The 23,910-nt window shown below is 64.8% G+C and carries 24 protein-coding genes and 1 tRNA gene; 10 read left to right on the plus strand and 15 right to left on the minus strand.

What is annotated here, in order from left to right:
* Positions 1–12 precede the first annotated feature (12 nt).
* The 3 genes from ACQR1B_RS21925 to ACQR1B_RS21935 all read left to right on the plus strand — a co-directional run bounded on the left by ACQR1B_RS21925 (position 13) and on the right by ACQR1B_RS21935 (position 4,153).
* A complete protein-coding gene (locus ACQR1B_RS21925) occupies positions 13–1,617 on the plus strand; it encodes an oleate hydratase (protein WP_434833841.1) in 1,605 nt (534 codons plus the stop codon).
* 43 nt (positions 1,618–1,660) lie between these two features.
* Positions 1,661–2,470, plus strand: coding sequence for a hypothetical protein (locus tag ACQR1B_RS21930; RefSeq protein WP_434833813.1), 810 nt, complete (start codon positions 1,661–1,663; stop codon positions 2,468–2,470).
* 123 nt (positions 2,471–2,593) lie between these two features.
* Positions 2,594–4,153, plus strand: coding sequence for an oleate hydratase (locus ACQR1B_RS21935; protein WP_434833812.1), 1,560 nt, complete (start codon positions 2,594–2,596; stop codon positions 4,151–4,153).
* Between the two features lie 471 nt (positions 4,154–4,624).
* Here the strand turns inward: ACQR1B_RS21935 and ACQR1B_RS21940 are convergent, their stop codons facing one another.
* Entirely contained in the window at positions 4,625–5,500 is an 876-nt protein-coding gene (locus tag ACQR1B_RS21940) for a class I SAM-dependent methyltransferase (protein ID WP_434833811.1), read from the minus strand.
* Positions 5,501–5,943: 443 nt separating this feature from the next.
* Here ACQR1B_RS21940 and ACQR1B_RS21945 point away from each other — a divergent pair, with 443 nt between their 5' ends.
* The 4 genes from ACQR1B_RS21945 to ACQR1B_RS21960 all read left to right on the plus strand — a co-directional run bounded on the left by ACQR1B_RS21945 (position 5,944) and on the right by ACQR1B_RS21960 (position 8,423).
* Complete coding sequence (locus tag ACQR1B_RS21945; protein ID WP_434833810.1) at positions 5,944–6,399, plus strand: helix-turn-helix domain-containing protein; 456 nt, start codon at positions 5,944–5,946, stop codon at positions 6,397–6,399.
* 4 nt (positions 6,400–6,403) lie between these two features.
* Positions 6,404–6,994 carry a PIN domain-containing protein gene (locus ACQR1B_RS21950; protein ID WP_434833809.1) on the plus strand — a complete coding sequence of 197 codons (591 nt, stop codon included), beginning with the start codon at positions 6,404–6,406 and terminating at the stop codon, positions 6,992–6,994.
* A 90-nt stretch (positions 6,995–7,084) separates the two neighbouring features.
* Positions 7,085–7,768 (plus strand): hypothetical protein, encoded by a 684-nt coding sequence (locus ACQR1B_RS21955; protein WP_434833808.1) that lies wholly within the window; start codon positions 7,085–7,087, stop codon positions 7,766–7,768.
* A 358-nt stretch (positions 7,769–8,126) separates the two neighbouring features.
* Positions 8,127–8,423 (plus strand): addiction module antidote protein, encoded by a 297-nt coding sequence (locus ACQR1B_RS21960; protein ID WP_434833807.1) that lies wholly within the window; start codon positions 8,127–8,129, stop codon positions 8,421–8,423.
* Positions 8,424–8,548: 125 nt separating this feature from the next.
* On the opposite strand, the gene ACQR1B_RS21965 is transcribed toward ACQR1B_RS21960, so the two are convergent.
* The 7 genes from ACQR1B_RS21965 to ACQR1B_RS21995 all read right to left on the minus strand — a co-directional run bounded on the left by ACQR1B_RS21965 (position 8,549) and on the right by ACQR1B_RS21995 (position 13,590).
* Positions 8,549–8,626 (minus strand) — tRNA-Pro (locus tag ACQR1B_RS21965).
* 233 nt (positions 8,627–8,859) lie between these two features.
* The gene (locus ACQR1B_RS21970; RefSeq protein ID WP_434833806.1) at positions 8,860–9,423 is read right to left on the minus strand and encodes a MerR family transcriptional regulator; all 564 of its coding nucleotides are present in this window, start codon (positions 9,421–9,423) and stop codon (positions 8,860–8,862) included.
* 132 nt (positions 9,424–9,555) lie between these two features.
* Positions 9,556–9,912, minus strand: coding sequence for an integration host factor subunit alpha (locus tag ACQR1B_RS21975; protein ID WP_434833805.1), 357 nt, complete (start codon positions 9,910–9,912; stop codon positions 9,556–9,558).
* Between the two features lie 133 nt (positions 9,913–10,045).
* The gene (locus ACQR1B_RS21980) at positions 10,046–11,020 is read right to left on the minus strand and encodes a beta-ketoacyl-ACP synthase III (RefSeq protein WP_434833804.1); all 975 of its coding nucleotides are present in this window, start codon (positions 11,018–11,020) and stop codon (positions 10,046–10,048) included.
* On the minus strand, positions 11,017–12,078 hold the full coding sequence (gene plsX / locus ACQR1B_RS21985; RefSeq protein ID WP_434833840.1) for a phosphate acyltransferase PlsX: 1,062 nt from the start codon (positions 12,076–12,078) through the stop codon (positions 11,017–11,019). The genes ACQR1B_RS21980 and plsX overlap by 4 nt, the downstream gene beginning before the upstream one ends.
* A 335-nt stretch (positions 12,079–12,413) precedes the next feature.
* Complete coding sequence (locus ACQR1B_RS21990) at positions 12,414–13,049, minus strand: YceD family protein (protein ID WP_434833803.1); 636 nt, start codon at positions 13,047–13,049, stop codon at positions 12,414–12,416.
* A gap of 4 nt (positions 13,050–13,053) precedes the next feature.
* Positions 13,054–13,590 (minus strand): ubiquinol-cytochrome C chaperone family protein, encoded by a 537-nt coding sequence (locus ACQR1B_RS21995; RefSeq protein WP_434833802.1) that lies wholly within the window; start codon positions 13,588–13,590, stop codon positions 13,054–13,056.
* A 128-nt stretch (positions 13,591–13,718) separates the two neighbouring features.
* Between ACQR1B_RS21995 and ACQR1B_RS22000 the strand changes: the two genes are divergently transcribed.
* The 3 genes from ACQR1B_RS22000 (at position 13,719) to ACQR1B_RS22010 (ending at position 16,644) form a co-directional block, all read left to right on the plus strand.
* Positions 13,719–14,180: an outer membrane protein assembly factor BamE gene (locus tag ACQR1B_RS22000; protein ID WP_434833839.1), complete on the plus strand. Its 462-nt coding sequence runs from the start codon at positions 13,719–13,721 to the stop codon at positions 14,178–14,180.
* Between the two features lie 155 nt (positions 14,181–14,335).
* Positions 14,336–15,343, plus strand: coding sequence for a Bug family tripartite tricarboxylate transporter substrate binding protein (locus ACQR1B_RS22005; protein WP_434833801.1), 1,008 nt, complete (start codon positions 14,336–14,338; stop codon positions 15,341–15,343).
* A gap of 218 nt (positions 15,344–15,561) precedes the next feature.
* On the plus strand, positions 15,562–16,644 hold the full coding sequence (locus ACQR1B_RS22010) for a DUF2336 domain-containing protein (protein WP_434833800.1): 1,083 nt from the start codon (positions 15,562–15,564) through the stop codon (positions 16,642–16,644).
* Between the two features lie 86 nt (positions 16,645–16,730).
* On the opposite strand, the gene ACQR1B_RS22015 is transcribed toward ACQR1B_RS22010, so the two are convergent.
* The 7 genes from ACQR1B_RS22015 to nrdR all read right to left on the minus strand — a co-directional run bounded on the left by ACQR1B_RS22015 (position 16,731) and on the right by nrdR (position 23,910).
* Entirely contained in the window at positions 16,731–18,851 is a 2,121-nt protein-coding gene (locus tag ACQR1B_RS22015; protein ID WP_434833799.1) for a sodium-translocating pyrophosphatase, read from the minus strand.
* A 204-nt stretch (positions 18,852–19,055) separates the two neighbouring features.
* Positions 19,056–20,048 (minus strand): thiamine-phosphate kinase, encoded by a 993-nt coding sequence (gene thiL / locus ACQR1B_RS22020; RefSeq protein ID WP_434833798.1) that lies wholly within the window; start codon positions 20,046–20,048, stop codon positions 19,056–19,058.
* A 398-nt stretch (positions 20,049–20,446) separates the two neighbouring features.
* Positions 20,447–20,956, minus strand: a complete 510-nt coding sequence (gene nusB / locus ACQR1B_RS22025; protein WP_434833797.1) for a transcription antitermination factor NusB — start codon at positions 20,954–20,956, stop codon at positions 20,447–20,449.
* A 1-nt stretch (position 20,957) separates the two neighbouring features.
* Positions 20,958–21,449, minus strand: coding sequence for a 6,7-dimethyl-8-ribityllumazine synthase (gene ribH, locus ACQR1B_RS22030; protein ID WP_434833796.1), 492 nt, complete (start codon positions 21,447–21,449; stop codon positions 20,958–20,960).
* Positions 21,450–21,668: 219 nt separating this feature from the next.
* The gene (locus ACQR1B_RS22035; RefSeq protein WP_434833795.1) at positions 21,669–22,277 is read right to left on the minus strand and encodes a riboflavin synthase; all 609 of its coding nucleotides are present in this window, start codon (positions 22,275–22,277) and stop codon (positions 21,669–21,671) included.
* A complete protein-coding gene (gene ribD, locus ACQR1B_RS22040; protein ID WP_434833794.1) occupies positions 22,277–23,428 on the minus strand; it encodes a bifunctional diaminohydroxyphosphoribosylaminopyrimidine deaminase/5-amino-6-(5-phosphoribosylamino)uracil reductase RibD in 1,152 nt (383 codons plus the stop codon). Before ribD ends, ACQR1B_RS22035 begins: the two co-directional genes overlap by 1 nt.
* Positions 23,425–23,910, minus strand: coding sequence for a transcriptional regulator NrdR (nrdR, locus tag ACQR1B_RS22045; protein WP_434833793.1), 486 nt, complete (start codon positions 23,908–23,910; stop codon positions 23,425–23,427). Before nrdR ends, ribD begins: the two co-directional genes overlap by 4 nt.

The following is a 23,910-nucleotide window of genomic DNA, read 5'->3' on the forward strand; positions in this document are numbered from 1 at the left end:
GCGACGCCGTGTATTTTTTCTTTTTTTGATCAATCCCTTAAATCACAGGTCGACATCATGAAGGCCTATTTCATCGGCGGCGGCATCGGTTCGCTTTCAGGCGCAGCGTTCATGATCCGCGACGGCGGCGTGGCCGGGCGCGACATCACCCTCTTCGAGAAGCGCCTGCCCTATGGCGGCAGTCTCGACGGCGCCCGTCTTCCGGACGGCTCCTACTCGATGCGCGGCGGGCGCATGCTGACGACGGAGCAATACGAGTGCACCTGGGACCTGCTGTCGACGATCCCGAGCGCGTCCCAGCCGTCCGAGAACATCCTCAGCGAGACCAAGCTCTTCAACGAGCTGCACGTCACGCATGCGCAGGCGCGCCTCGTCGACATCAACCGGCACAAGGTCGATGTCACCACCATGGGCTTCTCGATGCAGGACCGTATCGAGATGACCAAGCTCACCGAGGCTTCCGAAGAGACGCTCGGCAACTCGCTGATCTCGGACTGGCTGTCGCCGCCGTTCTTCACCACGAATTTCTGGCTGATGTGGCAGACGGCGTTCGCCTTCCAGCCGTGGCACAGCGCGGTCGAGTTCAGGCGCTACATGCACCGCTTCATGAACGAATTCCCGACGATGAATACGCTCGGCGGCGTCAAGCGCACGGTCTACAATCAGAACGACTCGCTCGTGAAGCCCCTGATGCGCTGGCTGGAGGACCACGGCGTCAACTTCGTCGGCGGCGCCGATGTCACCGACGTCGCGCTGGTGACGGAGAACGGCAGGCACCGCGCCACGCGGCTCGACCTGACGCAGAACGGCGCCAGAAGCAGCATCGATCTCGCCCCCGACGATCTCGTGTTCTACACGGCGGGCTCGATGACCGATGCGACCAGCCTCGGCAGCCATGACAGCGCGCCGAAGCAGTTGACGAAAGAGGACAGCCACGGCTGGACCTTGTGGGAGAAGCTCGCCGCCGGCCGGCCCGAATTCGGCAATCCCGCGATCTTCAACTCCAACATCCCGGAATCCAGCTTCGAATCCTTCACGGTCACCTGCCGCAACCCGCGCTTCTTCGATGCGATGCAGAATTTCAGCGGCAATGTCGCCGGCACCGGCGCCCTCGTGTCCTTCACCGACTCCAACTGGCGGATGTCGATCGTGCTGTACACCCAGCCCTATTTCCCGGACCAGCCCGCCGAGATCCAGATCTTCTGGGGCTACGGGCTGTATCCCGACCGCGTCGGCAATTTCGTGCCCAAGCCGATGTCCGAGTGCAGCGGCGCAGAGATCCTGAAGGAGCTGTGCGGACACCTGCGCTTCCCGCTCACGGTGTTCGAGGATGCCAGTTGCGTGCCGTGCTGGATGCCCTACATCATGAGCATGTTCATGCCGCGCAGCCCGGGCGACCGACCGCTGCCGGTGCCGCCTACCTCGCAGAATCTTGCCTTCATCGGGCAGTTCGTCGAGCTGCCGGAGGACGCCGTGTTCACGATCGAATATTCGGTGCGTGCGGCGATGCACGCCGTGTATCAGCTGATGAAGATCGACCGTGCCATTCCGCCGGTGACCCCGTATGACAAATCGCTGAAGGTCCTGCTACAGTCGGTGGTGAAATCGTTCGCTTGAGTCCCGCTGGTACTCCGCAATTGATCACGTCAATGGATTGGAAATGCGTGCCCTCCTGATTCTGTTCTGCCTGCTCCCTGGAATTGCGTTCGCGAAGCCCGTCAAAACCGAGCTGTTCGGTCACAGCATCGAGATCAAAGTCGTCGAGCCAGATAGTAACGAGGCGCTGCTCGTCGACGGGAAGCAGCTGCTCACAAAGCCCATCATCGATCTCGAGGAAAACGGCCGGATCGGGGTCACCGACTTCGTGATCGGCTCGGTCAGCGATGGCGGCAACATGTGCGACGGCTCGCCGTTCGTGCTCCGCTTCCCCGCGAACGAGCCCGTGCGCCTCGATGGTCCGCTCGATAGCTGCAGAACCGTCGAGCACAAGATCGGACCGGATCGGATCGTGTTCACGACGCCGGCTTCGCCGACGGAACGCGGCGAACGATGGACCTGGACGGCCAGTGGGTTCGGTCCGGCGCAGGAGTTGAAATCGAAGTCCGCAGCCAAAGGCTGGGACACGCTGGGCCGCGGTGCGATCTACAATCCGGTCGATCTCCTGGGATATGCCGAGCTCGCTAAGGCGCTCAAGGCGGCGGTGTCGAACGCCCGTTATGCCGATCTCCGACGGATCCTGGACGGGCCCGGCTCGGTCCGCTACGACGGCAAGATCTTCATCGGCAAAGCCTGCCAGGCGCACAGCTGCACCACCACGTCGGCGCTCGTCGTGATGGATGCCGCGACCAAGCGCGTCGCGGTGGCGATGCGCGACGAGAACAAGCCGCTCCTGATCGTCCCGGCCGATGCCCAATGGCCCGCGGCGGCCCAGGATGAGCTGGCAAACTGGCGGAGCGGGAACGCGCGCTGAGGGCTTCCGTGCCACGCGCGGCATCGTGATCGCTTGTCCCTCGGGCTGATTGACCTGGATCAGTTCCGCCCCCGCACGTGGCCGCTAAGCCCGGATCGCAACAGACGATCCGGGTGAACCATCATGAAGGCGTATTTCATTGGTAGCGGCATCGGCGCTCTCGCCGGCGCGGCGTTCCTGATCCGTGACGGCGGCGTCGAAGGACGCGCCATCACGATCTACGAGAAGCACCTGCCCTATGGCGGCAGCCTCGACGGCGCGCGATTGCCCGACGGCTCCTATTCGCTGCGCGGCGGGCGCATGCTGACCACCGACCACTACGAGTGCACCTGGGACCTGTTGTCCACCATTCCCGACGCCGGCGATCCCAAGCGCACGGTGCGCGACGAGACGCTCGCCTTCAACAAGGCCCATGTCGCGCATTCGCAGGCGCGCCTCGTCGACAGAAACCGTCACAAGGTCGACGTCTCCACCATGGGCTTCTCGATGCAGGACCGGATCGAACTGGTCAGGCTCACCGAAGCGTCCGAGGACAAGCTCGGCAATTCCCGCATCACCGACTGGCTGTCGCCATCGTTCTTCACCACCAATTTCTGGTTCATGTGGCAGACGACCTTCGCGTTCCAGCCGTGGCATAGCGCCGTCGAGCTCAAGCGCTATCTGCACCGCTTCATGAACGAGTTTCCGCGCATCGAAACGCTGGCCGGCGTCAAGCGCACGGAGTTCAATCAGTACGACGCGATCGTGGTGCCGTTGGTGAAATGGCTGGAGGCCCACGGCGTGAATTTCGCCGGTGGCGTCGATGTCACCGACATCGAGATCGCGACCGAAGCCGGCCAGCATGTCGTCACGCGGCTGACGCTCGATCGCAGCGGCGCGCCGGAGACGGTCGCGCTGTCGAGCGACGATCTCGTCTTCCTGCAGAACGGCTCGATGACCGACGCGACCAGTCTCGGCACCCAGGACGCACCGCCGCCGCGGCTCACCAGGCAGGACAGCCAGGGCTGGACGCTATGGGAGAAGATCGCGAAGGGCCGCCCCGAATTCGGCAATCCTGCCGCGTTCAACGCCTCGATTCCGGAATCCTGCTGGGAGTCCTTCACCGTCACCTGCCGCGATCCGCGCTTCTTCGACGCGATGGAACGCTTCACCGGCAACGCCGCCGGCACCGGCGGGCTCGTCACCTTCACCGACTCGAACTGGCTGATGTCGGTCGTGCTGTATCACCAGCCGCATTTCGTCGGACAGCCCAGGGATGTGCAGGTGTTCTGGGGCTATGCGCTGCATCCCGACCGCATCGGCAATTTCGTGCCGAAAGCGATGGCGGATTGCGGCGGCGCCGACATCCTCAAGGAGCTGTGCGGCCACCTCAACTTCGATCCGTCGGTGTTCTCGGAGGCGACCTGCGTGCCCTGCCGCCTGCCCTACATCACCAGCATGTTCATGCCGCGCAGCAAGACGGACCGTCCGCTGCCGGTGCCGGCGAATTCGAAGAACCTCGCCTTCGTCAGCCAGTTCGTGGAGATTCCCGACGACGTCGTGTTCACGGTGGAATATTCGGTGCGCGCGGCGCAGATGGCGGTCTATCAGCTGCTCCGCATCGACAGAGCCATCCCGCCGATCACGCGCCACGACAAATCGCTGCGCGTGCTGATCGAGACGGTGGAGAAGGCGTTCGCCTGAGGGAAGGCCGGCGGCGATGCTGAAAACGAGCGCGCCCGGATCAGCTTCGATCCGGGCGCGCTCGTCGCGTTTTCATGAGGCGCATGCGCGCCCTTATGCATCATGGCGTGAATTCATCAGTAGCCGAGCAGCGCAAGACCAACCCAGCCGACGGCGAACAGCGACACGACGGACGTTGCAGCAGCAAAGACGGACAGCGAAACCTTCAAAGTCTTGAGGACCATACGCGCCTCCTTGAACGACAATGAGCAGCTCATCGGGACTAACACCGATGCGCATTTAAAATTTCATGAGAACCGGCTCCGCCGAGCCGAACATTGTGTTCGTAAGCGCGCCCGCGGAAAGGTTCAATGCAAGCGTGCGCCATGCGAACGGCCTCGCTCATGCAGGGGCATCAACAATGACGACCCTGCCGCGGTTCCAACAGCAATACGGCTGTGAGATGACGAATCCGTGCGCTGTGCGGCGCGCTCAGGGATCGAGTGCGGTCACCGCCCAGAACGAGCCGGGCACGACGACATCCTGCCCCTTGGCGTAGCGCGCAAGCGCCTTCTTCATCGCGGCTGTCGCGCGTTCGACCGCCTCGGCCGGCTGATCGGCTACGGCACGGCCCGCCGGGCCGATCGCAAGCGCCGTCTGCACCGCGCCGTCGAGACCGGCGCCGGCGGCCAAATCGAGGCTGACATCGCAGCGCTCCAACCGGATGCGCCGCAGACCGGCCTCGGTCATGACCGTCTCGATCCACTCGGCGGACCCGAAGGCGAAATCATCCGGCGCATGCGGCCGCAGGCCCGGCAGTTTCGGCACATGCTCATAGGCCGCCTGCAGCGGCTCCAGCGCCCAGGGGTTGTCGCGCAGCTCGCCCCAGCAGGCGAAGGCGACGCGGCCTTCCGAGCGCAGCGCATTGCGGATGTTGAGCACGGCGCGCACGGGATCGGCGAAATACATGACGCCGAGGCGCGACAGCACGACATCGGCGCTCGCCGCCTTGAAGTGATGCACCATGGCGTCGCCCTGCACGAAGCTGACGGGCGCGTCTGCCGGCGCAGCCTCATGGGCCGCGGTCAGCATGGCGGCGGAGACATCGAGACCGAGCACGCTGCCGCCGGCCCCGACCTTCTCGGCCGCAGCGATCATGGTCGCGCCGCAGCCGCAACCGATGTCGAGCACCCGCTCGCCGGGCTGGATCGCGGCGCGCTCCAGCAGCGCCTCCTGCACGGGCGCCAGCATCGCATCGAGCTCCGCCCGCCGCGCCACCCAGCGCGCCCCGCCCGCGCCGTTCCAGAAGGCGATCTGCTCGGCGTTCTCGAAATGACCGAAGGAAGTGTCGGCGACGGCGGCGTCCATGGAATGTCTCGGCAACACGTCAAAATACGATGAGCGCCGGCGCGATGCTCATCCGGCAGCGAAGCCACGGAGATTAGGGGGCGGCCAGCGGCTTGAAAAGCCGGTCTCTCGGACGGATGGACTCGAAACGCCCACGAACAAAGCGCTCCCGTCCCGTCAGAATCGCAGTGATGCAAGAAAAGGTCGGAGCAGCGGGATTCGAACCCAAGACCCCTAGTCCCCCAAGCGTGGGTAAGCCATTGAACTACATCAAGATTCAAGGAAACCGAGTTGTCTCCGGACCGTTGATCTGATTGAGTTTTTTGGTTCGATTGGAAACCCAAACCCTCTCATTGGACGCCAAAACGCGGCTCTCCAACGGAACATTAATGTCTTCGAATGCTTCATATATTGCGAATGCTTCGAATATGATCTAGCTATACCTTTCCAGGGGGAGAGCCAATATGACCATCCCAGCCTATGCTGAGGAACTCGGCGGCCGTTTGCCGTCCGAGACCGAAAAGGCGTCAGCAAATCAACTGCGTACGATCCTCGCCGCTCATGCCGCTGGGGATACGACTTTGCGCGTTCTCGACGAGCAAAAGCAGACGAAGGAAATCACCTTAGGTCCTGCCCTGTCGGCGCTCCTCATGGAGCTACTCCGACATATCGGGAAGGGTGACGCGGTCACGCTCGTGCCGGTTCACGAGATGCTGACCACTCAGCAAGCTGCCGACATTCTGAATGTCTCGCGCCCGTTCCTCATTTCCCTGCTCGACAAAGGCCAGATCCCCTACGACACCGTGGGGCGCCACCGCCGCATCAAGGCAGAGGATCTCTTCGCGTACAAGAGAAGCAGAGACCAGAAGCGACGCGAGGCTCTCGAAGGGCTCGCGGAACTCGACGGGGAGCAATTGTAGGCCCGTGTTCGCCAATCGCTTCACAGCCTTTGTAGACGCTTGTACGCTCGTCAGCGTGCTCAAGCGGAATCTGCTGTTATCCCTGGCAGAGGCGGAGTTTTTCCGTGTCCGCTGGCCGGCAGAAGTGCTCGGCGAGACCCAGAATGCGCTGCAGGAAATCCATGAGAAGCGCGGGCTTCAGGATGCCGCCGACCGCGCGGCTCGGGCTCGCACCCTTATGGAGGCCGCCTTCGAAGACGCGATGGTCGATGGCTACGAGCATTTGTTGCCACTCGCCGTCGAATTGCCCGACCAGAACGATGCGCACGTTTTGGCCGCAGCGGTCAAGACCCAAGCATCCATGATCGTCACGGAAAACCTGAAAGACTTTCCTTCCAAGATCCTCTCGGCTCTTAACGTCGAAGCGAAATCGGCCGATGAATTCATCGCTGATACGATTGCGCTCGATCCCGGACGGGCTGTCGCAGCAATTCGCCAGATGCGAGAGAGATTCAAGCGGCCCGAGAAAACCGCGGAAACATTGCTCTTGGAAATGGAGGCTGACGGACTCATAGAAACCGTCAATCTGCTGAGGCCTTACCTGAGTTCACTCTAGCGATAAACCGCTTCAGATCCCGATACCTGACTTGTAGCTTTGCTCTCTTGAGGTACTTTGCTACGATTACAAACGGGGAGCACCTCAACCATGAAGTCCGTTTGGCTCACGATAGCGGCCACCGTTGCCTTGCAGCCCTGCGCTGCCACGGCGTCCGACACAAACACATTTCGTGCATGCGTGGTTCGAGAAGCAAAAGCTGCGTTGAACCGAGCGTTCACGAAATTCGGCGAGGTCGCCTTCTTCGGATACCATAACGACGAAAATGCCCAAGTCTTTGCGACCTGCAAACTGCGGCCTTTCAATGGCGCAATCAGTTCTGATATCGATGACGCGAAATTTGTAAGTGAGACGACCGACAAAATTGGCAGAGAGCTCGCTCTCGAAAGCATGCGCAAAGCCGATGAAATGCAGCGCCAAAGGGACGCGCTGGACATGCCAAGATTGCGAGCTGAGAAGGCTCTAGAAGATCAAGCCGCACAAAACTACCTCCTTTGCCTCGACAGCAGCACACGAGTTCTATCTGTCAGCTCCAGCGAGCCCGCCGAAGTAATCGCGCAAGCAGCATTTGCGTCATGCGTCCGCCCAAGGCAGAGAGTTTTTGATGCTTACCGTGGGCACACGAACTCGTTTAGTCTTGAGACAATGGAGGCCATGGAGCAGGTGTTTAGACGGCAGTTGCTGCTGGTGGTAGTTGAAGCACGCGCTTCACGTGACGTTCAGCCGCCGGCCCCTGCCGGACCAGCGCCGACGAGGCACGAAACACGGATTTGACAAACGCGAAAGTGTGCGATGGAGCACTCATTTGAAATCGGCGACCTCCTGACGCTGAAGAGTGGCGGCCACCTAATGACTGCAGTCTCTATCAGCCACAAAGATGGGATTCTGTGCGCATGGTCTGTAAAAGGAGACATAAAACTCAAAAGCTTCCCCAGCCCCGCGCTAGTCAAAGCGAAGGAGCCGTTGACGTTGGCAGAGCTTGTCAACGAGAGCTACAAGCAGTCTGGTTGAATATTCCGATACGAGGCGCCCCATGCAGTTTCCCGCGTCATTTTTCCCACGAACCGCTTTGACGTAGATCGCGGCGGCCTGGGGAGAACGGAAATGCCGAAGAACGTTGAAAGACTAAGCTATGACCAAAATCAAGCCGTACGACGCGGCCGAATATCTCGATGGCCCCGAGACGATCGCCGCCTACATCACCGAGGCCCTGGAAACCGGCGATCCCTCTCTTATCGCGATGGCGCTCCGTGCCGTCGCTCGCGCAAAGGGTATGGGCGAAGTCGCGGAGAAGGCCGGCCTGTCGCGTGAAAATCTGTATCAGGCGCTCGGTGGCGAAGCAAAGCCGGAATTCGGCACCATCCTCAAGGTGCTTCAAGCCATGGAAATCAACCTGATCGCTCAGCCGGCTCCAACCCAAGCGGCCTGATCACCATCGGAAGCAATGCGAATGAGCGGCCGAACGAGATGTGCGGCGAATTGAGCAGCTTTTGACCGGTATTCGGAAGGCTGCGACTGCGTGCCTCGCGATGCAGACGGCAGCAGTTGAAAAAATGGTCGGAGCGGCGGGATTCGAACCCACGACCCCTAGTCCCCCAGACTAGTGCGCTAACCGGGCTGCGCCACGCTCCGATGGCCGATCCTCTAGCCGTGATCGCGGCGCGATGCAAGGCACGGCGAGCGGGTTTCGTCGGGTATGGGGTTACGAGATCGAGCGGAATTTTTCGACCCCACCCCCGATCCCTCGCCGCGAGGGGGAGAGGAGCGCAGCCAACTCGCGGCGCGCGGTCCCTACACGACTCGGCCGACGGACCAAAGCCAGCCTCTTCAACCGAGCCAACCGCGCTCGACGGGCTGACCTGCCCTCACACGTCCTTCATCGCCCGGTCGAGCAAGGCGCGGCAGTCGAGCAGGTCCTTGAGCACGCCCTGGAGCTTGTCGCGCTCTTCCGGCTTCATGCCGGCGCGGGTGGGTGGGCCGACGCGGAAGGTGTCGAGGATGTCGTCCTCGGTGTCGACGAAGCGGAAGTCGATGCCCTCCTCGTCGGAGGCCTCCTCCTCTTCGTCCTCCGATTCGGTCTCGGCCTCCCCGACCGGCTCTTCCTCCATCATCGCCTGGCCGAGCGTCTCCTCCAGCGCGCCAAACGAGACAGCCGCGGACGTGTCCGCCAGCCCCTGGACCGATTTGACGCCGTGCTCCTTCAGGATCCGCTGCACCCCCTTGATGGTGTAGCCTTCGCTGTAGAGCAGGCGGCGGATGCCCTTGAGCAGGTCGACGTCGTCGGGCCGGTAATAGCGCCGGCCCCCGCTCCGCTTCATCGGCTTGATCTGGGCGAACCGCGTCTCCCAAAACCGCAGCACGTGCTGCGGGATGTCGAGCTCCTGCGCGACCTCGCTGATCGTCCGAAACGCATCCGGCGCCTTGTCCAAATGCCCGTTCCCCTTCGATCGTGCTGCCAAGAAACTGGGAGACTACGCTGAAAACATTGGACGAACTGAACGCGGGAGCAGAGGGAACACAGTTTATACGCTTCTACGGCCGATGATGTCGGGCGAACCGCCCTATTCCGGCTCGGCGCCGAATTCGGCGCTGGCCTCGCCGTTCATCTTGCCCGACGTCTGCTGGCCGTTGATGCGCTGCTTGAGGATCGCGGATGGCTTGAACACCATCACCCGCCGCGGCGAGATCGGCACCTCGGTGCCGGTCTTGGGGTTGCGCCCGATGCGCTGCCCCTTCTTGCGCACCATGAACGACCCGAACGACGAGAGTTTGACCGTCTCGCCGCGCTCGAGGCAGTCGGTGATCTCTTTCAAGACCAGTTCGACGAACGCAGACGACTCTGTCCGCGACAGCCCCACCTTTTGGTAGACTGCCTCGCACAGATCGACGCGTGTGACTGTTTTTCCGCTTCCCGCCATCGCCTGCCCCAAACTCACGGCGAATAATTCGCTCCGGAAATTAAGAGGTTAAGCGGCGGTGGTCAACAGCAGCGTGAATAGAAGTGCAGCCCCGGGCGCCGATCTCGGGGCATAATCCCGCCGCACGGGGAACTCACCAGCGCACCAAAGCCGAGCCCCAGGTGAAGCCGCCGCCCATCGCCTCCAGCAGGACGACGTCGCCCTTCTTGATGCGGCCGTCCTTGACGGCCACGTCGAGCGCCAGCGGAATCGAGGCGGCGGAGGTATTTCCATGCCGATCGACCGTCAAAACCACCTTTTCCGGCGCGATGTGCAGCTTGTGCGCGGAGGCGTCGATGATCCGCCTGTTGGCCTGGTGCGGCACGAACCAGTCGATGGTCTCGGCGGACAGCCCGGTCGCCTCGAAGGCGTCGACGATCACGTCGGTGATCATGCCGACGGCATGTTTGAACACCTCGCGGCCCTCCATGCGCAGATGGCCCACGGTCTGGGTCGAGGACGGGCCGCCATCGACATAGAGCTTGGATTTGTGGCGGCCGTCGGAGCGCAGATGCGTGGTCAGCACGCCGCGATCGGCCGAGCTGCCGCCCTGCTCCTGGGCATCCAGAATCAGCGCGCCGGCGCCGTCGCCGAACAGCACGCAGGTGGTGCGGTCGTTCCAGTCGAGGATGCGCGAGAAGGTCTCGGCGCCGATCACCAGCGCCCGCTTGAACGAGCGGCTGCGCAGGAAATTGTCGGCGGTCGCGAGCGCAAAGACGAAGCCGGAGCACACCGCCTGCACGTCGAAGGCCGCGCCATGGGTGATGCCGAGCCCGTTCTGCACGGCGACCGCGGTCGCCGGAAAGGTGTTGTCCGGCGTCGAGGTGCCGAGCACGATCAGGTCGATCGACTGCGGATCGATGTCGGCTGCGGCGAGTGCTGCACGCGCGGCATTGAGCGCGAGATGCGAGGTGAACTCGCCGTCGGCTGCGACATGACGCTCCCTGATGCCGGTGCGCTGGACGATCCATTCGTCCGAGGTCTCGATGCGGCTTGCCAACTCGGCATTGGTCACGACCCGCTGCGGAAGGTAGGAGCCACAGCCGAGCACGACCGAACGTATTGTCACGAGAGAGCCTCCTGGGCGACGGGTGCGGACGCCAGCGCTCCGCCGTCGCGATTGAGTGTCTGATTGATCTTGGTCAGGAGATCGAAGCGGGCCATCTCATAGCCAACATCAACGGCTCGCGCAAAGCCCTCGGCGTCGGTTCCGCCGTGGCTCTTGACCACGATGCCGTTGAGCCCAAGCACCACGCTGCCGTTGTAATTGTTCGGATCGATCTTCTGCCGCAGGACGCGAAACGCGCCGCGCGCGAGCAGATAGCCGATCTGCGCCAGCCAGCTCGCCTTGATCTCGCTGCGCAGCAGATCCATCATCTGGCGAACCGCGCCTTCGGCGGCCTTCAGCGCAATATTGCCGCTGAAGCCTTCGCTGACGACCACATCGGCCTCCCCTTTGCCGATGCCGTCGCCCTCGATGAAGCCGATGTAATCGAGCTGCGGCAGGTTCATACTGCGCAGCATCTCGCCGGCCTCGCGGATCTCCTGGTGGCCCTTGATCTCCTCGACGCCGATATTGAGCAGGCCAACGGTTGGGCGTGACTTCTCGAACAGCACGCTGGCCAGCGCGCTGCCCATCGCCGCCAGCGCCACCAGATGCTTCGCATCGCCACCAATGGTGGCGCCAAGATCGAGGACGACGCATTTTGCTCGCCGCGTCGGCCAGATCGCCGCCAACGCCGGCCAGTCGATCCCCTCGAGCATGCGCAGGCAGAATCGGGCCATCGCAACCAACGCGCCGGTATTGCCGGCCGAGACTGCAACGTCAGCTTCGCCCTTCTTCACCGCCTCGATCGCGAGCCACATCGACGAGGTCTTGCGGCCGCGCCGCAGCGCCTGACTGGGCTTGTCGTCCATGCTGATGGCGACGTCTGTATGGATCACGCGCGCGACGGCCTTCAACCGCGGATGCCGGTCCAGTTCGGGGGCGATCTTGGCGCTGTCGCCGAACAGCAGGAATTCCGTATCGGGATGGCGGCTCAGCGCGATCGCGGCTCCGGGGATGACAACGGCCGCGCCGAAATCCCCGCCCATGGCGTCCAGCGCGATTCGAACCTTTTGAGGCATGACGTCCCGGAAACCTGATCTCGAGCTCGCTCTCGTCTTGGCCGTGAATTGTCTGGCCTCGACTTGCTTGGCCGTGTCTTGCGGTCGTTCAGAGGCGCTGCGCAGCCAGGGAACGGTCCCGCAGCCGGCCGAGCATCGTCTTCGCCTCCCGACCCGGGCGCGACAATAGCGTCTCTCCGTGTCGAAACAACCTCCCGGGTGCGACACATTTTGCAACCCTGGACACGATCCGGGAGGAGAAAGACTCCGCATTCATCAGAAAAATCAGCAGCTTGCGGGGATTTCGAGAGGTTTTGTGACAGCCCCGGAGCGCAACCGGCCGGCGCATTCGGGGGTCACTCCTCACCCGTTTTCTTCGCCGGGGTCGCGTCCGGCGTCCCGCCCGCGGCCGATTTCAGCGCCTTCAGCGCGGCGAAGGGATGGTCCTGGGCGGTGGCAGCCGCGGCGGGCGGTGCGAACACCGCGCCCGGCTTGCGCGGATAGGGATCGATCCCCAGGAACAGGGCGTCGGCAGCGAGCCGTCCGAGGTCGATCTGGCCGTTGATGATGGGCTCCGGCGGATCGGCGGTCTCGACCTCGCTGTTCGGGTCGTCCTCCACGAGGTCCGCAAGCTCCGGAATCTGGTCGGGCGGCGCGAACATCTGGTCGATCGGCTCGTCGATCTCGGTTTCGATCGGATCGAGCGTCACGACGCAGGTCTGGCCGATGCGGGCGCGCACCCGGCCCGCGACATGCACCTTGCCGTCCCGCTTCTGAACCACGTCGAACGAGGCATGGGCCGACACCACCTCGCGCAGGTCGGCGATCGCGGCCAGCGCAGCGCGGGTGGCCGCATCGGCCTCGATCCGGCGATGCAGGCCGGCATCCGGGATCTGCGCCACGATCACCGGCGGCGCGCGCCAGGGATCTTTCGAAGGGTCTCTCAAGGAGTCTCGCGGCGCCTCGCGTGAATTGTCTCTGTCTCTGCTCATATCGCTAATCCTGCTGCACCGGCCGCGGGAAGCTCCAGTTCGCGCCAAGCAACCTGGTGTCGTCGAGGGCAGCGAGGTCGGCCGCCACCCGTGCCGCATAGGCGGCAAGATCTCGTCCGCTGTCCGGATGCTCCCCGTTCAAGATATTCTTCTGCAGCGCCTCCGCCAGCCGGGCCTCACTCTCCGACCAGGCGAGATCATAGGCGGCGGTCCGGCCATAGAACGCCTCGCCGAACTTCTGCATGCGCTTGGGCACGGTCAGGTCCCCCACGCCCATCTCGCGCAGATTGTCGTCCATATCGTCGCAGAACCGGTCGAACAGCGCCTGCGACAGCTCCGCCCCGCCCCCGCGCAGCCGGCGCAGCACCAGCCAGAGGTGAAGAATCAACAGATCGAACCGCCCGTCGACTGTATCCGGGACATTCAAGTGTCTATAAAACAACGGTTCTCGGGTTTGCGCCACGATCGCGCCATAGATCGGCTCGATGGTCCGGCGCGGCGACGGCCGCAATTTGCTGAGATGGTTGAAGGGCCAGAGCATGACAGTTCCGCGGCTGAGTTTCCGTGACCCGGTTCGGGGCATGTTGCAATCCGCAAGTTTGCCCGGTACGTCAACGCCCTGCCCGACGCAAGGGGACGGGATCCGATCCTGAGAAGATGACCCAGACAATGCGAACGACGACCCGCACGCTCACCGGCGGCCTGAACATCCGTCTGCGCACCCTTGGTGCGATCGCGCTGACCTGCCTCGCGCTCGCGGCCTGCACCGGCGAGCAGTTCCAGAAGGGCTACATCATGCCGCCCGGCGCCCTGGAGCAGATCCCGATCGGGGCCAGCCAGGACCAGGTGCTGATCGTGATGGGCACGCCGTCGACCGTCGCCACGCTCGATGGCGAGGTGTTCTACTACATCTCCCAGCGCGCCGAGCGCCCGGTCGCCTTCATGAACCAGAAGGTCGTGGATCAGCGCGTCATCGCGGTCTATTTCGACAAGAACCGCCAGGTCCGCCGCCTCGCCAATTATGGCATGAAGGACGGCAAGATCTTCGACTTCGTCAGCCGCACCACGGCGACCTCGGGCCAGGAGCTCAGCTACCTGACGCCGCTGTTCAAGCTGCTCAGCTTCAACTGATCCGCAGCTGATCGCCGTCGCCCGGAATATGCTTCCGGGCCACGGTACAAGGCCGTCCGCTGTGCTGATTGGCGCAGCGCGGGTGTGGTCCATGCGCTTGCTCTGGCGCCGCAACCTTCCCTACCCTCCCGGCAAACAAACGCAGGGAGGAATCATTGGCACACCACACCGCGCTGTCGCGCCGCAGGCTGTTGTCCGGAGCCGCGGCGCTCTCGACCGCCGCCATTCTGCCGCGCACGGCTCTGGCCGACTGGCGCCCGACCGAGACCGTGAGGCTGATCGTACCCGCCGCCCCCGGCGGCAGCACCGATGTGATGGGACGGCTGCTGGCAGCCCATCTGCAGACCGCCTGGGGACAATCGGCCGTCGTCGAGAATCGCTCCGGCGGCGGCGGCACGATCGGCACCGCCGAAGTGGCCCGCGGCAACAAAGGCGACGGCCATACGATCCTGATCGGCAACCCCGGACCGAACGCGATCGCCTATTCGATCTTCCGCAACCTCGCCTACAAGCCGGATCAGCTGCAGGCGGTCTCCAACATGATCCGCATCCCCAACATCGTCTCGGCGCATCCCTCGACCGGGCTCAAGTCGATCGCGGAGCTGATCGCCTATCTCAAGGCCAATCCGGACAAGCTGAACTACGGCTCCTCGGGCGTCGGCCAGAGCCCGCATCTGACCGGCGCCTGGTTCCTGCAGCTCACGGGATTGAAGATGACGCACATCCCGTTCCGCGGCGCCGGTCCTGCCCTGCAGGCTGCGCTCTCCGGCGACATCCAGATCCTGTTCGACAATTTGTTTCCGTCACTGCCGCAGGTCCAGGACGGCAAGCTGACCGGCCTGTGCGTGACGACGCCGGAACGCAGCGCCAACGCGCCGGATCTGCCGACCATGCGTGAGAGCGCGCCGGAGCTCGCCAAATTCGACGTGTCGTCCTGGTTCGGCGTGTTCCTGCCAAAAGCCTGTCCGCCGGAGATCGTGGGAGCGCTCAACCTGCAGGTCAAGGCGATGCTGGAGCGCGAGGACATCGCCAAGAACATCGCGGCCATGGGCGCCCGCGCCGACTACGGCACGCCGCAGCAGTTCGGCGACTTCGTCCAGGCCGAGACCAGCAAGTTCGCCTCGATCATCCAGAAGGAAGGGTTGCAGATGGACGTGCAGTGACGGCACGGCCGATTCGACCGCCCGCTCGTGGCTCGGCACCCGGCCCTCTGAGGTGTAACGGCACCTTAAGCGAGATGGTGCGATCAATGGCGACCGCGTGTCTTTGATCTGGTTACGAGATACCGTCAAAGGAGGTCGGGCCCTTCCCTCTGCGGATGCGGCCCGATCACCGTGCGAAGGGCAGGCCGCGGCGATGTCCCATCGCGTGAGCCCGTGCCTTGTCCAACAGCGTCCTGCATCAGCTCGAAGACATTCTCGCCAGCCGCTACGTCTCGCGACGCGCGGAAATCCTGGAGCGCGTCGCCGACCTGTTCGTGGTCGGTTCCGGCAAGTTCAATGACGAGCATGTCGATCTGTTCGATCACGTGCTGTCCAAGCTGCTCGACAACGTGGCCGTCGCCGCGCGCGCCGAGCTGGGCAGCCGACTCGCCGTGCTGCCGGACGCGCCGCCGCGCGTGATCCGACATCTCGCCGCCGACGACACGATCGCGGTCGCAGGTCCCGTGCTGCGCCAGAGCGATCGGCTCGACGAGCAGACGCTGGTCGCAACCGCGCAGAGCCGGAGCCAGGAGCATCTGCTCGCCATCTCCGGCCGCAAGGTCCTGACCGAAGCCGTCACCGACGTGCTCGTCGATCGCGGCGATCAGGCCGTGGTCGCGAACACCGCCGACAATGACGGCGCCCGCTTCTCGGATCACGGCTTCTCCGGCCTGGTGACGAAGGCGTCCGATGATCCCGGCCTGGCGCTGAAGCTCTGGAGCCGGCCCGACAGTCCGCGCGAGGTGCTGGTCCGGTTGTTCGTGGAAGCCTCGGACGCCGTGCGCAACCAGCTCGCGACAGCCGACGCGGCGCGGGCCGAGATCGTCGATATCGCCGTGGCGCAGGCCTCCGACCGCTTGCAGGCGGCGGCGCGGACCCGCTCGGCCGATTTTGCCAACGCCAAGGCCTATGTCGAGCAGCTCCACGCGTTCGGCCAACTCAACGAGCCCCTGCTGCACGGCTTCGCCAAGGAAGGCAGCTTCGACAAGGTCACGCTGGCGCTGTCGCTGATGTGCAGGCTGCCGCTCGACGTCGTCGAGCGCGCCTTCGTGCGCAAGCAGCCGGATCAGCTGCTGGTGCTCGCCAAGGCGCTCGATCTGTCCTGGGTCACGACGACAACCTTGCTGTTCATGCAGGCCAGCGCCAGCGGCACCGCGCGCCCGCAGCTCGACCAGCACCTGGCGAGCTTCACCCAGATGCAGCCGCGGACCGCGCAGAGCATGCTGCAGAGCTATCGGACACGGCAACGCGCGGCGGAATAGCCAACGGTACCGAACCATTGCTGGCAACGAAAAACCCCGCGGCTCGCACCGCGGGGTCTTTGTTCGTTCAGGGCGTTGCGTCCGCCTCAGTGCGCCAGGATCGCCAGCAGCAGCAGGGCGACGATGTTGGTGATCTTGATCATCGGGTTCACCGCCGGGCCCGCCGTGTCCTTGTAGGGATCGCCGACGGTGTCACCGGTGACGGCCGACTTGTGGGCATCCGAGCCCTTGCCGCCGAAATGGCCGTCCTCGATGTACTTCTTGGCGTTGTCCCAGGCACCGCCGCCCGAGGTCATCGAAATGGCGACGAACAGGCCGGTGACGATGACGCCGAGCAGCATGGCGCCGACCGCGGAGAACGCCGCCGACTTGCCGGCTGCGCCACCGCCGGCGATCGCGTAGATCAGGAAGTACACCACGATCGGTGACAGCACCGGGAGCAGCGAGGGGATGATCATCTCCTTGATCGCCGCCTTGGTCAGCAGGTCGACCGCCTTGCCGTAATCCGGCTTGTCGGTGCCCTGCATGATGCCCGGCTTCTCGCGGAACTGACGACGCACTTCTTCCACGATCGCGCCGGCGGCGCGGCCGACCGCGGTCATGCCCATCGCACCGAACAGATACGGCAGCAGGCCGCCGAACAAGAGGCCGACCACGACATAGGGATTGTTCAGGGAGAAGTCCGGCTTGATCCCCGCGAAGTACGGATGCTTGGCGGAGTCGGCGATGAAGAACTGCAGGTCCTGGTTATAGGCCGCGAACAGCACCAGCGCGCCGAGACCGGCGGAGCCGATCGCGTAGCCCTTGGTGACGGCCTTGGTGGTGTTGCCGACCGCGTCGAGCGCGTCGGTGGACTTGCGGACCTCCTTCGGCAGCCCGGCCATCTCGGCGATGCCGCCGGCATTGTCGGTGACGGGACCGAAGGCGTCGAGCGCGACGATCATGCCGGCCAGTGCCAGCATCGTGGTGGTCGCGATCGCGATGCCGAACAGACCGGCGAGGCTGTAGGTGACCAGGATGCCGGCGATGATCACGAGCGCGGGCAGCGCAGTCGCTTCCATTGAGATGGCCAAGCCTTGGATCACGTTGGTGCCGTGACCGGTGACCGAGGCCGCCGCGATCGACTTGACCGGGCGGAAGTCGGTGCCGGTGTAGTACTCAGTGATCCAGATGATCAGTCCGGTCACGACGAGGCCGACGACGCCGCAGACGAACAGCGCCGTGCCGGTGTAGTCGACGCCGTCGAGCTTGCCGAAGCCGATCAGCCAGGCGATCGCGATGGCGAGGCCGGCGAGCGAGAGCACGCCGGTTGCGATCAGGCCCTTGTACAGCGCGCCCATGATCGACTGGCTGGCGCCGAGCTTGACGAAGAAGGTGCCGGCGATCGAGGTGAGGATGCAGATGCCGCCGATGGCGAGCGGCAAGGTCATCATGTTCGTCAGCAGCGACGACTTGGCGAAGAAGATCGCCGCCAGCACCATGGTGGCGACCGCGGTCACCGCATAGGTCTCGAACAGATCGGCCGCCATGCCGGCGCAGTCACCGACATTGTCGCCGACGTTGTCGGCGATTGTCGCGGGGTTCCGCGGATCGTCCTCGGGAATGCCCGCTTCGACCTTGCCGACGAGGTCACCGCCGACGTCGGCGCCCTTGGTGAAAATGCCGCCGCCGAGACGGGCGAAGATCGAGATCAGCGAGGCGCCGAAGCCGAGCGCGACCAGCGCGTCGATCACCGTGCGGCTGTCGGGCGCGAGCGCCATGAAGCCGGTGAGGATGCCGAAGTAGATCGTGACGCCGAGCAGCGCAAGGCCCGCCACGAGCAGGCCGGTGATGGCGCCCGCCTTGAAGGCCAGTTCCAGGCCGCCGGCAAGCGAGGTGATCGCCGCCTGTGCGGTGCGGACGTTGGCACGCACCGACACGTTCATGCCGATGAAGCCGGCTGCGCCGGAGAGGATCGCGCCGATCGCAAAGCCGATCGCGACGAGCATGCCGAGGAAATACGCAAGGAGCACGAAGATCACGACGCCGACGATTCCGATCGTCGTGTATTGGCGGCGAAGATAGGCCTGCGCGCCCTCGCGCACGGCCGCCGCGATTTCCTGCATCCGCGCATTGCCGGCATCCGCGCTGAGCACCGATTGTGTGGCCCAGATCGCATAGACGATCGACAGCGCTCCGCAGAGCACGATCACCCATAAAGCTGACATTTAGTTTCCTCGGCTCTTTGCTTTTCTAACTACGTCACGCCGCGATGGTGCGACGCACGCCCCCTATATCAGACCGCCCCGGGCGGAGCCGCCTCGAATGTCCCGGACCTTGCCAAAATCGCCATCATGACGCAACGCCGCGACACCTGAACCGCTCCAAATTCAGACGCTTCTTTGGTCGCAATGTGCGGTTGCGAATGGGTATCAGAAGTGGCTGTAGGACAGACGTTGCAGGATGACCGGGCGGCCCTGCCCGTCCAGGACGCGCGGGGCGCCCGGGCCGTCGACGATGACGCCGATGTCGGCGACGGCGACGCCCGCGAGCCCCGCCGCAGTGCGGAACGACGGGCATTGCGCCGGGGGAATGGCGCACAGGATCTCGTAGTCGTCGCCGCCGGAGATCAGCGTTTCCGGCTGGACGACTCCCATCGTGAGAAGCTTCGCAGCTGCTGCCGAGGTCGGAATGTGCGGTAGTGCGATGTCGGCGCTGACACGAGAGGCGGCACAGAGCTTGGCGAGGTCCCCCGCGAGACCATCCGAGACGTCCATCGCCGCCGTTGCGAACTCCCTCACCGCGGCCGCCAACGCCGCGCGCGGCTGCGGCACGCGATAGCGTCCGATCAGCATATCCCGCACGGCGGGATCGTCGGCCAGCGCGGCAGCCTCCGCTTTGCCCTGAAGAATGCGCAGGCCCAGCGCCGCATCACCGATCGTTCCGGTGACCATGACGCGGTCGCCGGGACGGGCTCCGAAGCGGTGCACCATCCGCCCCTTGGGCACCCGGCCCCAGGCCGTGATCGAGATCATGACCGGGCCCGGCGTCGACACCGTGTCGCCGCCGAGCAGCGGGCAGCCGAACGCCGCGGCGTCCTCGCCGAGGCCGCAGGCGAAGGCGGCGAGCCAGGCCTCGTCCTTATGCCGCAGCGCGAGCGTCAGCAGGAAGCCGGCGGGGACCGCGCCCTTGGCGGCGAGATCGGACAGGTTCACCCGCAGCGCCTTGCGCGCGATCGTGTCGGCAGGGTCCTCCGGCAGGTAGTGGACGCCTTCGACGATGGCGTCGGTGTTGACGACGAGGTCGTCGGTGCCGGCCGGGATGGTTGCGGCGTCATCAATCAGGCCGAAGGCGCCGGGATCGGTCGCGAGAGGCTTGAAGTAGCGCGCGATGAGAGAATCTTCGCCAGAGGGGGCTTGGGTCATGGGCGCCCTCCCCTCACTCCCCTGTCATCGCCCGGCTCGACCGGGCGATCCAGTACGCCGCGGTCCCTCCGTATCCCCCAAGGTCGATTGCATATGACGATCACAGTCTTGTGCCCGTCTCTCACCACGTCGTCATGGCCGGGCCTGTCCCGGCCATCCACGTCGTCCGGCATGCTGAGAACGACGTGGATGCCCGGGACAAGCCCGGGCATGACGGAGTAACTCATCGGCAGGCTCGCTCGCTGTGGCAGCTCCACATATCCATAAGCGATAGCCCTGCGTATCCCCGAGGCGCCTCTGGAATACTGGATCACCCGCTTTCGCGGGTGATGACAGTTGAACATGCAAGCTGGCACCGCGCCGGTTCGCAACGACCCTGCTGCGATCCGGCCCATCACCTACTTCGGCCCCATCTCGTCGGCGCGGTATTGCCGGGCCAGCTGCTCCAGCACGGCATTGACCATCCCGGTCTCGTCGCGCTCGACGAAGGCGTGGGCGATATCGACATATTCGGACACCACGACGCGGGCCGGAATGTCCTTGCGCCGCTCCAGCTCATAGGCGCCGGCGCGCAGCACCGCGCGCAGGATCGCCTCGATCCGCTGCAGCGGCCAGCCGCGCTCCAGCGCGGTGTCCAGCACGGGATCGATCCTGGTCTGGTCGCGCACCACGCCGGAGACGATGTCGCGGAAGAAGGCGGCCTCGGCCGGCAGATACTGCTCGCCCTCGACCTCGGTGCCGAGCCAGTGGCTCTCGAATTCGGCAAGCACATCGTTGATGCCCGCGCCGGCGATGTCCATCTGGTAGAGCGCCTGCACGGCGGCGAGCCGCGCGGCGCCGCGCCGGTTGGCCTTGCGATCGTTCGGTCGCATCGGGCCTTTAAAGGGCTTGTTGCTGTTGTCGGCCATCTCAGCCTCGCGCGAGACGGCGTTTGATGCGCAGCACGGCGAGCGCGGCGCGGGCGGCATCGCCGCCCTTGTTCATCTCGGAGACGCGCGCCCGCGCCCAGGCCTGGTCCTCAGTGTTGACCGTGAGGATGCCGTTGCCGAGCGGCAAGCCGCGCGCGACCGACAGGTCCATCAGGGCGCGGGAGGACTCCTGCGACACGATCTCGAAATGGATGGTATCGCCGCGGATCACGCAACCGAGCGCGATCGCGAGGTCATAGGGCTTGCTGCTGGCAGTGGCGGCATCGAGCGCGATGGCGATGGTCGCCGGGATTTCCAAGGAGCCGGTGACGGTGAGGATCTCATAGCTCACGCCGGCCGCCTTCAGCTCGGCGATGGCGCCTTCGAGCATTGCGTCCTGGATGTCGTCGTAGAAGCGAGCTTCGACGATCAGCGCCCGCGCGCCGGTGATGTCGGTCTGGTCTTTGAGCGGCGCGCGCCGTGCGTCTGCCATCGGTTCAATCCGTTTTGAAAGTGCCTCACCCTGAGCAGCGGCCTCTTGGCCGCGTCTCGAAGGGACGAGAACGATTAGGGCCTCATGGTTCGAGAAGGCGCCTTCAGAGTGCATCGGTGGCTTCCGGCCTCGCGAGTGCGCGGCCTGCTCCGGTGCATGCGCCTCCTCACCATGAGGAGTTTGGCCGGCGTTGTAGGCGCCGGCGTCTGCGATTCCAAGCTACTTCATTTCCGTCAGCCGCGCGGCGTAGCGCGCCATCAGGTCGACCTCGAGATTGACCTCGCTGCCGCCCTGCCAGGATGACAGCGTGGTGACCGACAGCGTATGCGGAATGATCAGGACCGAGAAGGTCAGCTCGTCGACGGTGTTGACCGTGAGCGAGACGCCGTCGAGCGTCACCGAGCCCTTGGTGGCGATGAAGCGCGCCAGCTCCCGCGTCGTCTTCAGCACGAAGCGCGCCATGTCCGGCAGGTCCTCGCGGCTGACGATGGTCGCGATGCCATCGACATGGCCGGAGACGATGTGACCGCCGAGTTCGTCGCCGATCTTCAGCGCCCGCTCGAGGTTGAGCTTCGCGCCGACACGCCAATGCTTGGCCGTCGTCAGCGCCAGCGTCTCGGCTGCGGCATCGACCTCGAACCAGGTCTTTCCGTCAGCCACTCCGGACTGCACAACGGTGAGGCAGACGCCGTTGTTGGCGATTGACGCGCCATCGGCAATTCCGGCCTGGTCATAGGCGCAGGCGATGCGCAACCGGTGCAGCTTGCCTTCGGTCCGTGGCGTCAGGCTGACGATCTCGCCGATGTCGGTGACGATGCCTGTGAACATTACACGCGCTCGTAAATCATAAGGGTATCGTGATCGAGCGCTTCGCTAGCACGAACGCGATAGGCGGGCGACTGCGTGATTGCGGTCAACGGCAATGCGTCCAGCGCAGCAATCCCGTCGGCCCCGATCTCGCCGGGACCGCGCAGGAGCCAGATTTCATCGACGAGGCCACTCTGCATGAAAGATGATGCGACGCGGCTGCCGCCTTCGATCATCAGGCGCGTGATGCCGCGCTCCGCCAGCGCCTTGAGCACCGCCGGCGGCTCGAGCGCGGACGGGGCAGCCTGCGGCGGCACGCGGATCACCTGCGCCCCAGCGGCCCCCAACCGCGCCGCCGTGGCCGGCTCCGCGACCTCGGAGGCGAGCAGCCAGAGCGGCGTCGTGCGCGCGGACTGCATCAGACGGCTCGTGGCCGGAAGCCGCAGCACCGGATCCAGTACGACACGGACCGGCGAGCGGGCGTCCATGCCCGGCAGACGGCATGTCAGCAGCGGATCATCGGCGATCGCGGTGCGCACGCCGATCAGGATCGCATCGCTCTGGGCGCGCAACAGATGCACGCGCGTCCGCGCCACCTCGCCGGTAATCGCGACGGGCTTGTTGCCGCTCGCTGCGATCTTGTCGTCGGCCGACACGGCGAGCTTCAGAATCACGTGCGGACGGCCGTCGCGAATGCGGCGGAAATGGCCGGCATGGTCGCGCTTGGCGTCTGCCGAACAGAGGCCGACCTCGACCTGGATGCCGGCGGCGCGCAGCTTGGCGTGCCCCTGCCCTGCGACCTCGGGATTGGGGTCCTCGATCGCCGAAACCACCCGGCTGATGCCGGCGGCGATGACCGCATCCACGCAGGGCGGCGACTTGCCGACATGCGAGCACGGCTCCAAGGTCACATAGAGCGTGGCGCCCTTGGCCGCCTCGCCGGCGCGGCGAAGCGCCTCCGGCTCGGCGTGCGGACGTCCGCCCGGCTGGGTCCAGCCACGGCCGACGATGATGCCGTCCTTGACCACGACGGCGCCGACGGCGGGGTTCGGCCAGGTCCGCCCGAGGCCGCGGCGGCCGAGCGTCAGCGCGAGCTGCATGAAGCGGCGGTCGGCGTCCTTTTGCGCTTTCAGCTTCTCACCGACCTGATCGACCAGAACCCGGAAGATCATTTGCGGACCGGGGCAAGCCGCGGCGTCTCGTCCTCGGCCGAGAGCTCGCCGAGCACGGCCTCGAAATCCTTGGCCTCGCGGAAATTGCGATAGACCGAGGCGAAGCGGACATAGGCGACGTCGTCGAGGTCGCGCAGATGCTCCATCACGATCTCGCCGATCGCCTCCGAGGAGACTTCCGATTCACCGCCGCTCTCGAGTTCGCGCACGATCGCCGACACCATCTTCTCGACCCGCTCGGGATCGACCGCACGCTTGCGCAGCGAGATCTGCACCGAGCGCATCAGCTTGTCGCGGTCGAACGGCACGCGGCGGCCGTTGCGCTTGATGACGGTGAGTTCGCGCAGCTGCACCCGCTCGAAGGTCGTGAAGCGGAAATTGCAGGTGACGCAGACCCGCCGCCGCCGGATCACCGAGGAATCCTCGGTGGGGCGGGAGTCCTTCACCTGCGTATCGAGGCTGTTGCAGCTCGGGCAGCGCAT

It is taken from the genome of Bradyrhizobium oligotrophicum (assembly GCF_051168495.1).
Lineage (GTDB): Bacteria > Pseudomonadota > Alphaproteobacteria > Rhizobiales > Xanthobacteraceae > Bradyrhizobium > Bradyrhizobium oligotrophicum_A.

Bases quoted from the DNA above. Each gene is read 5' to 3' on its own strand.
- ACQR1B_RS21930 (WP_434833813.1), top strand. From the start codon at position 1,661: ATGCGTGCCCTCCTGATTCTGTTCTGCCTGCTCCCTGGAATTGCGTTC.
- ACQR1B_RS21935 (WP_434833812.1), top strand. From the start codon at position 2,594: ATGAAGGCGTATTTCATTGGTAGCGGCATCGGCGCTCTCGCCGGCGCG.
- ACQR1B_RS21940 (WP_434833811.1), bottom strand. From the start codon at position 5,500: ATGGACGCCGCCGTCGCCGACACTTCCTTCGGTCATTTCGAGAACGCC.
- ACQR1B_RS21945 (WP_434833810.1), top strand. From the start codon at position 5,944: ATGACCATCCCAGCCTATGCTGAGGAACTCGGCGGCCGTTTGCCGTCC.
- ACQR1B_RS21955 (WP_434833808.1), top strand. From the start codon at position 7,085: ATGAAGTCCGTTTGGCTCACGATAGCGGCCACCGTTGCCTTGCAGCCC.
- ACQR1B_RS21960 (WP_434833807.1), top strand. From the start codon at position 8,127: ATGACCAAAATCAAGCCGTACGACGCGGCCGAATATCTCGATGGCCCC.
- ACQR1B_RS21975 (WP_434833805.1), bottom strand. From the start codon at position 9,912: ATGGCGGGAAGCGGAAAAACAGTCACACGCGTCGATCTGTGCGAGGCA.
- plsX (WP_434833840.1), bottom strand. From the start codon at position 12,078: ATGCCTCAAAAGGTTCGAATCGCGCTGGACGCCATGGGCGGGGATTTC.
- ACQR1B_RS21990 (WP_434833803.1), bottom strand. From the start codon at position 13,049: ATGAGCAGAGACAGAGACAATTCACGCGAGGCGCCGCGAGACTCCTTG.
- ACQR1B_RS21995 (WP_434833802.1), bottom strand. From the start codon at position 13,590: ATGCTCTGGCCCTTCAACCATCTCAGCAAATTGCGGCCGTCGCCGCGC.
- ACQR1B_RS22000 (WP_434833839.1), top strand. From the start codon at position 13,719: ATGCGAACGACGACCCGCACGCTCACCGGCGGCCTGAACATCCGTCTG.
- ACQR1B_RS22015 (WP_434833799.1), bottom strand. From the start codon at position 18,851: ATGTCAGCTTTATGGGTGATCGTGCTCTGCGGAGCGCTGTCGATCGTC.
- thiL (WP_434833798.1), bottom strand. From the start codon at position 20,048: ATGACCCAAGCCCCCTCTGGCGAAGATTCTCTCATCGCGCGCTACTTC.
- nusB (WP_434833797.1), bottom strand. From the start codon at position 20,956: ATGGCCGACAACAGCAACAAGCCCTTTAAAGGCCCGATGCGACCGAAC.
- ribH (WP_434833796.1), bottom strand. From the start codon at position 21,449: ATGGCAGACGCACGGCGCGCGCCGCTCAAAGACCAGACCGACATCACC.
- ACQR1B_RS22035 (WP_434833795.1), bottom strand. From the start codon at position 22,277: ATGTTCACAGGCATCGTCACCGACATCGGCGAGATCGTCAGCCTGACG.
- ribD (WP_434833794.1), bottom strand. From the start codon at position 23,428: ATGATCTTCCGGGTTCTGGTCGATCAGGTCGGTGAGAAGCTGAAAGCG.
- nrdR (WP_434833793.1), bottom strand. From the start codon at position 23,910: ATGCGCTGCCCGAGCTGCAACAGCCTCGATACGCAGGTGAAGGACTCC.